At 70.1% G+C, this 15,100-nt stretch carries 11 protein-coding genes; 5 read left to right on the top strand and 6 right to left on the bottom strand.

The genetic code is table 11. The features are described from left to right. Positions 1-122 precede the first annotated feature (122 nt). Complete coding sequence (locus ACFYO2_RS00925; RefSeq protein ID WP_388342239.1) at positions 123-1,076, bottom strand: heme o synthase; 954 nt, start codon at positions 1,074-1,076, stop codon at positions 123-125. Between the two features lie 353 nt (positions 1,077-1,429). On the opposite strand from ACFYO2_RS00925, the gene tkt reads away from it, so the two are divergent. Genes tkt through pgl form a run of 5 tightly spaced genes read left to right on the top strand, consistent with a single transcriptional unit; the run spans position 1,430 to position 8,068 of the window. Beyond that, entirely contained in the window at positions 1,430-3,517 is a 2,088-nt protein-coding gene (tkt, locus tag ACFYO2_RS00930) for a transketolase (RefSeq protein ID WP_388342241.1), read from the top strand. Between the two features lie 34 nt (positions 3,518-3,551). Continuing rightward, entirely contained in the window at positions 3,552-4,670 is a 1,119-nt protein-coding gene (tal, locus tag ACFYO2_RS00935) for a transaldolase (RefSeq protein WP_388342243.1), read from the top strand. A gap of 4 nt (positions 4,671-4,674) precedes the next feature. Further along, positions 4,675-6,198, top strand: a complete 1,524-nt coding sequence (zwf, locus tag ACFYO2_RS00940) for a glucose-6-phosphate dehydrogenase (RefSeq protein ID WP_388342245.1) — start codon at positions 4,675-4,677, stop codon at positions 6,196-6,198. Further along, positions 6,195-7,289: a glucose-6-phosphate dehydrogenase assembly protein OpcA gene (gene opcA / locus ACFYO2_RS00945; RefSeq protein ID WP_388342248.1), complete on the top strand. Its 1,095-nt coding sequence runs from the start codon at positions 6,195-6,197 to the stop codon at positions 7,287-7,289. The genes zwf and opcA overlap by 4 nt, the downstream gene beginning before the upstream one ends. Then, complete coding sequence (gene pgl, locus ACFYO2_RS00950; RefSeq protein ID WP_388342251.1) at positions 7,286-8,068, top strand: 6-phosphogluconolactonase; 783 nt, start codon at positions 7,286-7,288, stop codon at positions 8,066-8,068. Before opcA ends, pgl begins: the two co-directional genes overlap by 4 nt. Positions 8,069-8,425: 357 nt before the next feature. On the opposite strand, the gene ACFYO2_RS00955 is transcribed toward pgl, so the two are convergent. From ACFYO2_RS00955 to ACFYO2_RS00975, 5 genes are all read right to left on the bottom strand, one after another. Then, positions 8,426-9,265: a carbohydrate ABC transporter permease gene (locus ACFYO2_RS00955; RefSeq protein WP_388342253.1), complete on the bottom strand. Its 840-nt coding sequence runs from the start codon at positions 9,263-9,265 to the stop codon at positions 8,426-8,428. After that, positions 9,262-10,623, bottom strand: a complete 1,362-nt coding sequence (locus tag ACFYO2_RS00960) for an ABC transporter permease subunit (protein WP_388342255.1) — start codon at positions 10,621-10,623, stop codon at positions 9,262-9,264. The genes ACFYO2_RS00955 and ACFYO2_RS00960 overlap by 4 nt, the downstream gene beginning before the upstream one ends. Positions 10,624-10,629: 6 nt before the next feature. Beyond that, positions 10,630-11,958, bottom strand: coding sequence for an ABC transporter substrate-binding protein (locus ACFYO2_RS00965; RefSeq protein WP_388342257.1), 1,329 nt, complete (start codon positions 11,956-11,958; stop codon positions 10,630-10,632). A gap of 47 nt (positions 11,959-12,005) precedes the next feature. Next, the gene (locus ACFYO2_RS00970) at positions 12,006-13,643 is read right to left on the bottom strand and encodes a glycoside hydrolase family 13 protein (protein WP_388342260.1); all 1,638 of its coding nucleotides are present in this window, start codon (positions 13,641-13,643) and stop codon (positions 12,006-12,008) included. A gap of 134 nt (positions 13,644-13,777) precedes the next feature. Continuing rightward, complete coding sequence (locus tag ACFYO2_RS00975; protein ID WP_388342262.1) at positions 13,778-15,049, bottom strand: ABC transporter substrate-binding protein; 1,272 nt, start codon at positions 15,047-15,049, stop codon at positions 13,778-13,780. Positions 15,050-15,100: the final 51 nt, after the last annotated feature.

Raw genomic sequence — 15,100 nt, forward strand, 5'->3', positions numbered from 1 at the left:
CTTTTCTCTCTTGTCTTTTTCTTTGCCTTCTGTGTCGGGGGGCGGGGGGGCGCCCCCCCCCCCCCCCCCCCCCCCCCCCCCCCCCCCCCCGCCACGGGAAAGTCATCGCAGGAACCGGGGACTCATCGCAGGAAGGGGTCCACCGCGACCGCCACGAAGAGGATCGACACGTAGGTGATCGACCAGTGGAACAGCCGCATCTCCTTGAGCTTGGCGCCGGTCACCTCGGCACTGGCCCGGTTCTGCAGCCCGTGCGCCTCCCACAGCCAGAAGCCGCCGGCCAGCAGCGCGACCGCCGTGTAGAACCAGCCCGTGTAGCCGAGCGGCTGCAGCAGCAGCGACACGGCGACCATCACCCAGCTGTAGAGCACGATCTGCCTGGCGACCACCTTGTTGGAGGCGACGACCGGCAGCATCGGCACGCCCACGCGCGCGTAGTCGTCCCTGACCTTCATGGACAGCGGCCAGTAGTGCGGCGGCGTCCAGAAGAACATGACGAGGAAGAGGATGATCGGCGCCCACGACATGGAGTTGGTGACGGACGACCAGCCGATGAGCACCGGGAGGCAGCCGGCGATGCCGCCCCACACGATGTTCTGCGACGTACGACGCTTGAGGATCATCGTGTAGACGACGACATAGAAGAGGAGCGCTCCGAGCGACAGCCAGGCCGACAGCCAGTTGACGGCGAGGCCGAACAGCAGTGTGGAGACGACGGCGAGGGCGACGCCGAAGGCGAGGCACTCGCGCGGGCTGACCATCCCGGTGACCAGTGGACGCTGCGAGGTGCGGTCCATCAGCGCGTCGATGTCGCGGTCGATGTACATGTTCAGCGCGTTGGCGCCGCCCGCGGAGAGGTAACCGCCGACGCAGGTCAGCAGGACGAGCTTCAGATCGGGGACGCCCTGCTGCGCCAGGAACATCACCGGAACGGTGGTGATGAGCAACAGCTCGATGATCCGAGGCTTGGTCAGAGCTACGAACGCCTTGACACGGGCCCCGAACGGCCGGTGGCTCGGGCTCTGGCTCGCACCGAGTACCCCCGCTGGACGGGATTCGACGGCCGTCACGCACACCCCTACAGAGACATCCCAGCAAGCCCACCCGTGTGAAGTCCCGGTAAAGGCTCGCGCGTACCACGCCACTGTAGACGTTGCCCATACCCCGACATTCGCGGGGGTGCGGTCGTGTTGGGCGGCACCTCCGGAAGAGCCGCGCGGCACTCGATTGAGCACTCGGACGAGCGGCTCCGTATTCACATGCCGAACGCGGAACAGCCCGGTCGGCAGGCGGATCCCGAAGAGTCCCGGCACTCTGTAATGACTCGAAAAAACGCACGTTCTCACGGGGGTAGGCTCGACAACGGCCGGGGCGTTCAGTGCACCGGCATTCGACATGCGTGACATGTGGAGAGGAGCCCTGACCCAGGGTGAGCACCAAGCCGACCACCACAGACCTCGAGTGGACCGAGTTGGACCAGCGGGCCGTCGACACCGCCCGCGTCCTGGCCGCCGATGCCGTACAGAAGGTCGGCAACGGCCATCCCGGTACGGCGATGAGCCTGGCACCCGCCGCCTACACCCTCTTCCAGAAGGTGATGCGGCACGACCCGGCGGACCCCGACTGGGTCGGCCGCGACCGCTTCGTGCTGTCCGCGGGCCACTCGTCCCTGACCCTCTACACCCAGCTGTACCTGGCCGGCTTCGGTCTGGAGCTGGACGACCTGAAGGCGTTTCGGACATGGGGTTCCAAGACCCCCGGTCACCCCGAGTACGGCCACACCACGGGCGTCGAGACCACCACCGGCCCGCTGGGCCAGGGCGTGGCCAACGCGGTGGGCATGGCGATGGCCGCCCGCTACGAGCGCGGTCTGTTCGACCCCGAGGCCCCGGAGGGCACCTCCCCCTTCGACCACCACATCTTCGCGATCGCCGGTGACGGCTGCCTCCAGGAGGGCATCTCCGCGGAGGCGTCCTCGCTGGCCGGCCACCAGAAGCTCGGCAACCTCGTCCTCCTGTGGGACGACAACCACATCTCCATCGAGGGCGACACCGAGACGGCCGTCTCCGAGGACACCGTCAAGCGGTACGAGGCCTACGGCTGGCATGTGCAGCGCGTCGCCCCGAAGCCCGACGGCGACCTCGACCCGCACGCCCTCTACAACGCCATCGAGGCCGCGAAGCAGGTGACGGACAAGCCGTCCTTCATCGCGATGCGCTCGATCATCGCCTGGCCGGCGCCGAACGCGCAGAACACCGAGGCCGCGCACGGCTCGGCGCTGGGCGACGACGAGGTCGCGGCCACCAAGCGCGTCCTGGGCTTCGACCCGGAGAAGAGCTTCGAGGTCACCGACGAGGTCCTCGCGCACACCCGGGCACTGGGCGAGCGGGGCCGTCAGGCCAAGGCCGAGTGGGAGAAGTCCTTCCAGGAGTGGCGCAACAACAACGCCGAGCGGGCCGCCGAGTTCGACCGCGTCGCCGCGGGTGAGCTGCCCACGGGCTGGGAGGAGAAGATCCCGGTCTTCGAGGCGGGCAAGGGTGTGGCCACCCGTGCCGCGTCCGGCAAGGTGCTGCAGGCGCTGGGTGCGGTGATCCCGGAGCTGTGGGGCGGTTCGGCCGACCTGGCCGGCTCCAACAACACCACCATCGACAAGACCTCGTCGTTCCTGCCGGCGGACAACCCGCTGCCGGAGGCGAACCCGTACGGCCGCACGATCCACTTCGGCATCCGCGAGCACTCGATGGCCGCGGAGATGAACGGCATCGCGCTGCACGGCAACACCCGCATCTACGGCGGCACCTTCCTGGTCTTCTCGGACTACATGCGCAACGCGGTGCGGCTGTCGGCGCTGATGCACCTGCCGGTGACGTACGTGTGGACACACGACTCCATCGGTCTGGGCGAGGACGGCCCCACCCACCAGCCGGTCGAGCACATCGCGTCGCTGCGCGCCATCCCGGGCCTGAACGTGGTCCGTCCCGCGGACGCCAACGAGACCGCGATCGCCTGGCGCGAGATCCTCCGCCGTTACACCAAGGTCTTCGGCAAGGGCGCCCCGCACGGCCTGGCGCTGACCCGTCAGGGCGTGCCCACCTACGAGCCCAACGAGGACGCGGCCAAGGGCGGTTACATCCTGTTCGAGGCCTCCACGGGGACACCCGAGGTGGTACTGATCGCGACCGGTTCCGAGGTGCACGTCGCCGTCGAGGCGCGCGAGCGGCTCGAAGCCGACGGTGTGCCGACGCGGGTCGTGTCCATGCCGTCCGTCGAGTGGTTCGAGGAGCAGGACCAGGGGTACCGGGACAGCGTCCTGCCGCCGACGGTCAAGGCACGCGTCGCGGTCGAGGCCGGCATCGGTCTCACCTGGTACAAGTACGTGGGCGACGCCGGTCGCATCGTTTCCCTGGAGCACTTCGGTGCTTCGGCCGACGGCAAGGTGCTCTTCCACGAGTTCGGCTTCACTGCCGACAATGTGGCTGCCAAGGCCCGGGAATCCATCGCCGCCGCCCAGCGCTGACGCTCATACACGACACGTAGGAGATGCAATTTCCATGACAGACGCACTCAAGCGCCTCTCCGAGGAAGGCGTGGCGATCTGGCTGGACGACCTGTCGCGCAAGCGGATCACGTCCGGCAACCTCGCCGAGCTGATCGACCAGCAGCACGTCGTGGGCGTCACCACCAACCCGTCGATCTTCCAGAAGGCGATCTCCGAGGGCGACGGCTACGACCAGCAGGTCTCCGACCTCGCCTTCCGCAAGGTCACCGTCGAAGAGGCCATCCGGATGATCACCACGGCGGACGTCCGTGACGCCGCCGACATCCTGCGTCCGGTCTTCGACGCCACCGGCGGCCAGGACGGCCGGGTCTCGATCGAGGTGGACCCGCGCCTGGCCCACAACACCAAGGCGACGGTCGCCGAGGCCAAGCAGCTCGCCTGGCTGGTCGACCGCCCCAACACCCTCATCAAGATCCCGGCCACCCGCGCCGGCATCCCGGCGATCACCGAGGTCATCGGCCTCGGCATCAGCGTCAACGTCACGCTGATCTTCTCGCTGGAGCGCTACCGCGAGGTCATGGACGCCTTCCTGGCCGGCCTGGAGAAGGCCAAGGAGCGGGGTCTCGACCTGTCGAAGATCCACTCGGTGGCGTCCTTCTTCGTGTCCCGCGTGGACACCGAGATCGACAAGCGGATCGACGCGCTCGGCACCCCCGAGGCCAAGGCCGCCCGCGGCAAGGCCGGCGTCGCCAACGCGCGCCTCGCCTACCAGGCGTACGAGGAGGTCTTCTCCTCGGACCGCTGGAGCCCGCTGGAGAACGCCGGCGCCAACAAGCAGCGCCCGCTGTGGGCGTCGACCGGCGTGAAGGACAAGGCGTACAAGGACACCATGTACGTCGAGGAGCTGGTCGCGCCGAACACGGTGAACACCATGCCGGAGGCGACCCTGTTCGCCACCGAGGACCACGGCGAGATCCGCGGCGACGCCGTCACCGGCACCTACGAGCAGGCCCGCGCCGAGATCGCCGCGCTCGAGCAGCTCGGGATCTCCTACGACGAAGTGGTCCAATTGCTGGAGGACGAGGGCGTCGAGAAGTTCGAGGCGTCCTGGAACGACCTGCTCAAGTCGACCGAGGCGGAGCTTCAGCGCCTCGCCCCTTCGGAGGGCTGAACCCTTGTCGAGCAGCAACCCGCTGCGTGACCCCGCCGACCGACGGCTCCCGCGTATCGCGGGGCCGTCGGGCCTGGTCATCTTCGGCGTCACGGGCGATTTGTCACGAAAGAAGCTCATGCCCGCCGTGTACGACCTCGCGAACCGGGGTCTGCTGCCGCCGGGTTTCTCGCTGGTCGGCTTCGCCCGGCGGGAGTGGCAGCACGAGGACTTCGCGCAGGAGGTCCACGACGCCGTCAAGGAGCACGCCCGTACGCCGTTCCACGAGGAGGTCTGGCAGCAGCTCATCCAGGGGATGCGCTTCGTCCAGGGCACCTTCGACGACGACGACGCCTTCGAGCGGCTGCGCGGCACGATCGAGGAACTCGACAAGGCACAGGGCACGGGCGGCAACTTCGCCTTCTACCTGTCCGTGCCGCCGGGCGCGTTCCCGGTGGTCATCCAGCAGCTGAAGAAGCACGGCCTGGCCGACCAGTCCGGCGGTTCCTGGCGGCGCGCGGTCATCGAGAAGCCCTTCGGCCACGACCTGAAGTCGGCCGAGGAGCTCAACACGACGGTCGAGGAGGTCTTCGCGCCGGACCAGGTCTTCCGCATCGACCACTACCTGGGCAAGGAGACCGTCCAGAACATCCTGGCGCTCCGCTTCGCCAACACGATGTTCGAGCCGATCTGGAACCGGTCCTTCGTGGACCACGTGCAGATCACGATGGCCGAGGACATCGGCATCGGCGGCCGGGCCGGCTACTACGACGGCATCGGCGCCGCCCGTGACGTCATCCAGAACCACCTCCTCCAGCTGATGGCCCTCACGGCCATGGAGGAGCCCGCCTCCTTCGACGCGGACGCGCTGGCCGCGGAGAAGACCAAGGTGCTCGGCGCGGTGCGACTGCCGAAGGACCTGGGCCGCGACACCGTCCGCGGACAGTACGCGGCCGGCTGGCAGGGCGGCGAGAAGGTCATCGGGTACCTCCAGGAAGACGGCATCAACCCCCAGTCGAAGACCGACACGTACGCGGCCATCAAGCTGGAGGTCGACAACCGCCGCTGGGCGGGCGTCCCCTTCTACCTGCGCGCCGGCAAGCGGCTCGGCCGGCGGGTCACCGAGATCGCGGTCGTCTTCCAGCGGGCCCCGCATTCCCCCTTCGACCACACGGCGACGGAGGAGCTGGGCAAGAACGCGATCGTGATCCGCGTCCAGCCCGACGAGGGCGTCACGGTCCGCTTCGGCTCCAAGGTGCCGGGCACCTCGATGGAGATCCGGGACGTGTCCATGGACTTCGCCTACGGCGAGTCCTTCACGGAGTCCAGCCCCGAGGCGTACGAGCGGCTCCTCCTCGATGTGCTGCTCGGCGACTCGAACCTCTTCCCGCGCACCGAGGAGGTCGAGCTGTCCTGGAAGATCCTCGACCCGATCGAGGTGTACTGGGACCGGCACGGCAAGCCCGCCCAGTACCAGGCCGGCACGTGGGGCCCGGGCGAGGCGGACGACATGCTCGAGCGAGACGGACGGAGCTGGCGCCGGCCATGAAGATAGACCTCACGGACACCACGGCCAGCAAGATCAACAAGGCACTGGTGAAGGGCCGCCGGGCCATCGGCACGCCGGCCGTCGGCATGGTGCTCACGCTGGTCATCGTCACGGACGAGGAGAACGCGTACGACGCCCTGAAGGCCGCCAACGACGCCTCGCACGAGCACCCCTCGCGCACGCTCGTGGTCATCCGGCGCGTCTCGCGTTCACCCCGCGACCGTACGCAGTCCCGCCTCGACGCCGAGGTGCGGGTGGGCGTGGAGGCGGGCACCGGCGAGACAGTCGTGCTGCGGCTGTACGGCGAGGTCGCGAACCACGCCCAGTCGGTCGTCCTGCCGCTGCTGCTGCCCGACGCCCCGGTGGTGGTCTGGTGGCCGGTGAACGCGCCGCTGGACCCGGCGAACGACCCGCTGGGCGCGCTGGCCCAGCGCCGGGTCACCGACACCTACGCCTCCGAGCAGCCGGTACGGGAGCTCGGCGCCCGCGCCGACACCTACACGCCCGGCGACACCGACCTCTCGTGGACCCGCATCACGCCCTGGCGCTCGATGCTGGCCGCCGCCCTCGACCAGGTCACCTGCGAGGTCGAGGCCGTCGAGGTGGAGGGCGAGGAGTTCAACCCGAGCTGTGAGCTGCTGGCGATGTGGCTCGCGGACCGACTGGACGTGCCGGTGAAGCGGTCGCTGTCGTCGGGCCCGGGCCTGACGGCGGTCCGCATGAACACCGACTGCGGCCCGATCGTCCTGGACCGCGCCGACGGCTCCCTCGCCACCCTCTCCATCCAGGGTCAGCCGGACCGTGCCGTGGCGCTCAAGCGGCGCGAGACGGCCGAGCTGATCGGGGAGGAGCTGCGGCGGCTGGACCCGGACGACACGTACGCGTCCGCGCTGCGGTTCGGGGTCGACCGCCTGAACGTCTCCCACGGCAAGGGCGCCAAGATGTCCGGCGCGGAGAAAGCCACCGATGCCGAGGGACCGGTGGCCAAAGGAGAACCGGCTGCGGTCCCCACTCCCCTCGAAGCGGCTGCGAAAGCACCCGCGAAGGAAGCGGCGGCGCAGGCACCAGTGAAGAAGGCGGCGGCGAAGTGAGCACTCCGCAGCTGGTCGTGCATCATGACAAGGAGCTGATGGCCCAGGCCGCCACGGCCCGGCTGATCACGAAGATCGTGGACGCGCAGACCTCCCGGGGCTCGGCGTCCGTGGTCCTGACAGGCGGCCGCAACGGCAACGGCCTGCTCGCCGCGCTCGCCGCCGCACCCGCCCGGGACGCCATCGACTGGGGCCGCCTGGACCTGTGGTGGGGCGACGAGCGGTTCCTGCCCGAGGGCGACCCCGAGCGCAACGTCACGCAGGCCCGCGAGGCCCTGCTGGACTCCGTGCCGCTGGACCCGAAGCGCGTGCACGCCATGCCCGCGTCCGACGGACCGTACGGCGCCGACGCGGACGCGGCCGCCGCCGCCTACGCGGAGGAGCTGGCGCGGGCGGCGGGCCCCGAGAACCACGGCGCCGCTCCGACCTTCGACGTCCTGATGCTGGGCGTCGGCCCGGACACCCATGTGGCGTCCCTGTTCCCGGAACTCCCCGCGGTACGGGAGACCGAGCGCACGGTCGTCGGCGTCCACGGCGCCCCCAAACCCCCACCGACCCGCATCACCCTCACCCTGCCCGCGATCCGCGCCGCCCGCGAGGTCTGGCTCCTCGCGGCCGGCGAGGACAAGGCGCAGGCCGCGGCGATCGCCCTCTCGGGTGCGGGTGAGATCCAGGCCCCGGCGGCGGGCGCGTACGGCAGGCAGCGCACCCTGTGGCTGCTGGACGCGGCGGCGGCCTCACAGTTGCCTCGTTCGCTGTACCCGCCGGCGTCGCCCTGACCGGGCGGGTGGGGGCGGCGGAGATTCCCTTCGTCTGCCGTCCCCACTCCTCCCGGTCCGGCGACGCCGACCTGCGGCTGGACCCGATAGCCCCAGCCTCGCAGGACCCGCGAGGACAGACTCCTCGAACGGGCTGTCCGGCTCGGCGTCGGACTGGACGACGTCCCGGGCGAGGACGGACGGGCGTTCTCGGCATACTCCAGGTAGCGCTTCAGGTACTGCACGCTCTCCTCGGGGCTGTCGGGCAGGCTCGTACCGCGGAAGGAGGCGACGACCTCCATGCGGTGGCGAGCGCGGGTCACCGCCACGTTGAGGCGGCGCCATCCGCCGCCCCTGTGCGTGGAAGTGGCACTCCGGTCACTTGACCGATCCCGCCATCACCCCCTGCACGAAGTGCCGCTGGAACGCGAAGAACACCACCACCGGTACCACCAGGGACAGGAACGCCCCCGGTGCGAGCACGTCGATGTTGCTGCCGAACTGCCTTATCTGGGACTGGAGTTCGACGGTCAGCGGCTGCGAGGAGCTGTCCGCGAACAGCAACGCCACCAGCATGTCGTTCCACACCCACAGGAACTGGAAGATGGCGAGGCTCGCGATCGCCGGCCGGCCCACCGGCAGGACCAACCGCGTGAAGATCCGCCATTCGCTGCCGCCGTCCATCCGGGCCGCCTCCAGCATCTCCTTCGGCATCTCGGCGAAGTAGTTGCGCAGCAGGAACACCGCGAACGGCAGTCCGTACGCCACGTGGAAGAGGACGACACCGGGAATCGTGCCGAACAGGCCCAGCTGACCGAAGAGTTTGGCGACCGGGAGCAGTCCGATCTGCACCGGCACCACCAACAGCGCCACCACGACCAGGAAGACGGTTTCCCGTCCGGGGAAGTCCAGCCACGCGAACGCGTATCCGGCGAGTGCCGCGAGGACCACGACCAGGACGGTCGTCGGCACCGATATCAGCACGGTGTTCCAGAACGCCTGGGTCATCCCGGAGTTCTTCAGCAGCGCCGAGTAGTTGTCGAAGGACAGCTGCCCCGGGCTGGCGAACACGGTCCACCAGCCGCCCTTGGCCGTGTCCTCGGAGGACCGCAGCGAGGAGAGGAACAGGCCCGCGAGCGGGGTCAGCCAGACCAGGCCGATCACCACGAGGAAGGCCTGCACCAGACCGCTGCCCAGGCCGCGTCGCACGGCGTTCATCGCTGACTCCCTCGGAAACGACGGACGTTGAAGACCATGGCCGGGATCACCAGCAGCAGGAGCAGCACACCCAGCGCGCTGCCCAGGCCCTGGTTGTTGCCGCCACCGAACGACACCAGCCACATCTGCGTCGCGAGCACGGTCGCGTCCTCCTGCACCGGCCCGGGCGCGATGATGTAGACGAGGTCGAAGACCTTCATCACGTTGATCACCAGGGTCACGAAGACCACGGTGAGCACGGGTCCCAGCAGCGGCACCGTGATCCGCCGGAAGATCTGCCACTCGTTCGCCCCGTCCATCCGCGCCGCCTCCAGCGCGTCCCGGGGCAGCGCCGCGAGACCCGCGCCGATCAGCACCATCGCGAAGCCGGTCCAGATCCACAGGTACGCCCCGATGATCGCCGGCGTGACGAGCGCGGGCCCGAGCCAGGAGACGCCTCCGTACGGCTGAGCGAAGTTCGACGCGGGCAGCTTCACCGTGTACGAGCCCGAGTCGAGCCCGGTGAAGCGGAAGGAGCCGTCGGACGCTGTCGTCGTCCGCGCGACCGTCGTCCCGTCGTCGCCGACCGCCTCGACCTTCGTCTCCGGCAGCCCGCTCTCCTGCCGGTCGACCTTGCCCTGCTCCCCTCCCCCACCGGGGGTGAAGTCCAGGTAGACCACCCCGCGCAGCTCGTCCGGTGCCGCCTTTCGTCCGGCGGCCGCGGACGCGGGCTCGGCCCCCGTGGGCAGCTCCTTCGGCGGGACGCCGACCAGGCCGAGCGTCACCGAGTCACCCGGGGAGACGGTGGCGGTCGTCCGGTACGAGCCGTCCGGCTCCCCCGTCAGTCCGTGGCCGTCGCGGGCCCGGGCCGTCGGGTACGGCGAGGTGCCCGTGAAGGCGTCGTGCACCGAGACGACGGCCGCGTTCAGCACGCCCTTGTTCGGGTCCTCGTCGTAGGCCAGCCGGAAGATGATGCCGGCGGCGAGGAAGGACACCGCCATCGGCATGAACAGCAGCAGCTTGAACGCGGTGGCCCAGCGGACCTTCTCCACCAGCACGGCGAGTATCAGCCCGAGGCCGGTCAGCAGGGCGGGCGCCACCACCACCCAGATGGCCGTGTTCCGGACGGCCTTGAGGGTCGCCGGGTCGCGGAACATCTCGGTGTAGTTCTCGCCGCCCACGAAGCGGGTGCCGGACGCGTCGAAGAAGCTGCGGCCGACGGAGAACAGCACCGGATAGACGACCAGCGCGCCGAGCAGCAGCAGGGCGGGGAACGCGAACAGGACGGCGATGATCCGTCCCCGCCGCCGCGTGCGCCGGGCACGGGCGGCGGGACCGACGGGCGGAGCGCCCGCCTCTTTCACAAGGGTCGCGGTCATGGCCGGTCAGCCCTTGTACGCCTTGGCGGCCGCGGCTTCCAGCTGCGCCGCGGTCCCCTTCGGGTTCGACGGGTCGCGCAGGAAGTCCTGCAGCAGCTTCCACTCACCGGCGCCCTTGGTGCCGCCGAAGGCCGCCGGGGCCTGGTCGGACATGTCGAAGCGGACCGAATCCCCGGCCCCGACGAGCGACTTGGCGGTGGCGCGGGTGACGTCGTCGCCGTACGCGGCGAGGTCGAGCTTCTTGTTCGGAGACAGGAAGCCGCCCGCCTTTGCCCACACGGCTGCGGCCTCGGGGGTGGCCAGGTACTCCAGCAGCTCCATGCCGGCCTTGGCGTTCTTGCCGTCCTTCAGCACCACGGCCGCGTCGCCGCCGCTGACCACCGGGGCCTTGCCGCCGTCGACCGCCGGGAACGGGAAGAAGTTCGCGTCCTGGCCGATCGCCCTGCCGAACTGGTCCTTGGCGACGCCGGCGACGAAGTCGCCCTCGTAGACCATGCCGGCCTCCGGCTCGGGCCCGAACACCTTCTCCACCGAGCCCGGGAAGTCGGTGTTGAGCGCCCCCTTCTGCCCGCCCGCTATCAGCTGCTTGTCCTTGAAGAGCTTGCCGAGGGTCCCGAGCGCCTTGACCACCGACGCGTCGGTCCACTTCAGCTTGTGGGCGGCGAGGGCGTCGTACTTCTCGGGTCCGGCCTGGGAGAGGTAGATGTTCTCGAACCAGTCGGTGAGGGTCCAGCCGTCCTGACCGGCCACCGAGAAGGCGGCGAGACCGGAGTCGGAGACGGTGCGCCCCGCCTTCAGCATCGCGTCGTACGTGGCCGGCGGCTTGACCCCGGCCTGGTCGAGGGCCTCGGGGCTGTACCAGACCGTCGACTTGTGGGCGGCCTTGAAGTAGAGGCCGTAGAGGGTGCCGTCGACGCTGCCGTACTTCTTCCAGACGGGTGCGTACCCCGCGTCCACGGACTGCTCGGTGGCCTTCGACAGCGGCTTGAGCCAGCCCTGCTTCGCGAACTGCTGCAGCACGCCGACCTGGGGGACCATCACCACGTCAGGCGCGTTGCCGCCCTCGATCTTGCTGCCGACGACGGTGGAGACGTTGTCCCCGGTGGACACGAACTGCGTCTTGGCGCCGGTCTTCTCCCCGAAGGCGTCCAGCACCTTCTGGAAGTTCTTCTGCTCGCTGCCGGACCAGACACCGGCCACGGTGACCGTCTGCCCGCTGAGCGCCTTGTCGCCGCCGCCCGCCGAGACCGGGCCGCCGCCTCCGCAGGCGGTGGCTCCGAGTGCCAGGGCGAGAGCGGTGCAGCTCGCGAGCAGGGTCGTACGTCGTCGCATCATCGTTGATGTCCCTTCGAGGGGTGGGAAGTTGACGGGCAAGCAGAGGATCAGAGGTCGCTGATCCACCAGGCGGCCGTCGAGCCGGGGAGGACCCCGGCCGGGCAGGGGCCGCTGGACAGCAGGGGGGTGCCGGAGACCGGCGCGGGCGCGGGCGTCGTCCCGAAGTTGACGGCGCATACGAAGTCGTCACCGTCGTCGCCGCGGACGAAGCCGAGGACGCCGGGCGGGGTGTCCAGCCAGCGCAGCTGCCCATCGCCCAACTGAGGCAGCGCGGCCCGCAGTTGGAGGCCGTCCCGGTACAGGTGCCAGAAGGAGCGGGTGTCGGCGAGGGCGCGGTCGGTGGCGTACTCGGCGAAGTACTCGGGCTGCGGCAGCCAGGGCTTGGCGCTCTCGGCGCCGGAGGTGAAGCCGAACGGGGACGCCTGCCCGGACCACGGCAACGGCACCCGGCAGCCGTCGCGGATGCGGGCCCGGCTGCCGGTGCGGCGGAAGATCGGGTCGGTGAGCACGTCGTCAGGCAGGTCGACCACCTCGGGCAGGCCCAGCTCCTCGCCCTGGTAGATGTACGCGGCTCCGGGCAGCGCCAGCATCAGCAGGGCGGCGGCGCGGGCGCGGGCGGCACCGAGGCCGCTGCCTTCCGTGGCGGGTTCGCCGTAGCGGGTGACGGTGCGCACCTGGTCGTGGTTGTTGAGGACCCAGGTGACCGTGGAGCCGGTCCCGGCGATGTCCTGCATGGCCTCGGAGATGACCTTGCGGAAGGCGTCGGGGTCCCAGGGGGCGCTCAGCAGGTCGAAGAAGAAGGCCTGGTGGAGCTCGTCCGGGCGGACGTACCGGGCGTGTTCGCGGGCGGTCGGGACCGACACCTCGCCGACCAGCAGCCGCTCACGGCCGTCGCGCGCCGCGTACGCGTCGCAGACCGCACGCCAGTGCCGCCACACGTCGTGCACCTCGGGCTGGTTCCAGGCGAGCGGGTTGACCGAGTCGCGAGTGCGGGCGTCGGCCTCCGGGTCCGGGGAGTCGGGCAGGTCCGGGTGCTTGAAGAGGCCGGCGGCCACGTCGATGCGGAAGCCGTCGACGCCCCGGTCGAGCCAGAAGCGGAGCGTCCGGTCGAACTCGCCGGCGACCTCGGGGTTACGCCAGTTCCAGTCCGGCTGTTCGGGCGTGAACATCTGCAGGTACCACTGGCCGGGGCGGCCGTCCGCCTCGGTGACGCGGGTCCAGGCCGGGCCGCCGAACATGGCGTGCCAGTTGTTGGGCGGCTCGGTGCCGTCCGGGCCGCGGCCGTCGGCGAAGTGGAAGCGGGCGCGGGCCGCGCTGCCGGGTGCCGCGGCCCGCGCCTCCCGGAACCACGGGTGCTCGCTGGAGCAGTGGTTGGGAACGATGTCGAGGAGCACCTTGACGCCGAGCCGCCGGGCGGCCGCCATCAGCAGGTCGAACTCGGCGAGGTCGCCGAAGGTCGGGTCGACGTCGCAGTAGTCGGCCACGTCGTAGCCGTGGTCGTGCTGCGGCGAGGGGTAGAAGGGGCTCAGCCAGATCCCGTCGACACCCAGCTTCTTCAGGTACGGCAGTCCGGCCCTGACCCCGGCGAGATCGCCGATGCCGTCACCGGTGCTGTCCAGGAAGCTGCGGACGTACACCTGGTAGATCACTGCGTCGCGCCACCAGCGGCGGTACTTACTCGACATGCATGCATGTTAGGTAGATGTGTCGCGAGAGTGTCAATGAAAGAAACGAAGCTACTGCTGGGTTGGCGTGACAAACGTGGGCTTAAAGGGGCATTGCGCAGCCAGATGAGATGTCCGCGTTACCTAACAAGTAACTAGCGACTGGAGACGGCCGCGAGTTCTCGCGCCAGCCGCCGCACCGCCGCCGCGGGCGTCTCGCGCCCGCTCATCGCGTCGTGCAGGACCGCCTGCACCACCAGGCTCACCTGGTCGTAGCGGGGGCTCTTCGGCCGCGGGGCGGCCCTGCCGATGCTCGCGCGCAGCGTCGGCAGGTACGGGAACTCCCGCACCAGCTCGGGATCTTCGTACAGCGCGGCACGTACGGGCGGCAGCGCGCCGCGCGTGAGGACCTGGCGCTGGACGGGCTCGCTGGTGAGGTATGCGATCAGCCGCGCGGCCGAGTCGGGGTACCGGGCGTGCGTGCTGACGGCCAGGTTGGAGCCGCCGAGGACGCTCGTCCCCGGCCCGTCGGGTCCGGGCAGCGGCACGGCGCCGATCTTCCCGGCGACCGGCGAGCCCTTGGCCGACGCGACGACATAGGCGTACGGCCAGTTGCGGAGGAAGAGCAGCCGCCCGTCCTGGAAGGCCTGTTTGGACTCCTCCTCCTTGTACGTCAGCGCCTGCTTCGGGATCCAGCCCTCCCGCACCCCCCGGGCGAGGAACCCGATGCCCTCGCGGGCGGCGGCGGAGTTCACGGTGACCCGTTCGCCCTCGTCCCCGAGGATCGTGCCGCCCGCCGAGTAGACGGCCTCGGCCGCGTTGACGGTGAGGCCCTCGTAGGGGAGGAACTGGCCGGCGTAGCCGTCGAGCCCGTACTTCGGGGCGATGGTCTTCGCGTCCCGCTCCAGTTCGGCCCAGGTGCGCGGCGGCCGGACGCCCTCCTTCGCCAGGATGTCCTTGCGGTAGAGCAGCAGTCCGGCGTTGGTGACGTAGGGGACGGCGTACAGCTGTCCGTCGTAGGTCGCGGTGTCCTCGACCGGCTCGAGGAAGGACTTCAGCGGGAAGCGGTCGCGCGGGAGCGGCCGTATCCAGCCGGCGGCGGCGAACTCCGAGGTCCAGTTGACGTCGATGTTGAGGACGTCGAACCGGCTGCTGTCGCCGTCGCGCAGGTCGGTGGCCATCTGCGCGTGGGTCTCGTCGGCGGAGTCCGGGAGCTCGACGAGGGTGACCCGCTCGTCGGGGTGGGTGCGGTTCCAGCCCTCCAGCAGGGGGCCGAGATAGCCGGTGAGGTCTCCGGCGGTGGCCACGGTGAGCGGTCCACGACCGCCCGCGGCCCCGTCCTCGGCGTGCGCGCCGGAGGCGACGTACCCGGTCAGAACCACCGCGAGGACGAGAAGGCCCCTACCGGTGGCGTGTATCCACCGCATAGGTTCCTCCCTGTACACCTGGCGCCGGGCCCCTTCGCCCGGAGTCAGAGG

This window comes from Streptomyces sp. NPDC006602 (assembly GCF_042870385.1).
Classification (GTDB): domain Bacteria; phylum Actinomycetota; class Actinomycetes; order Streptomycetales; family Streptomycetaceae; genus Streptomyces.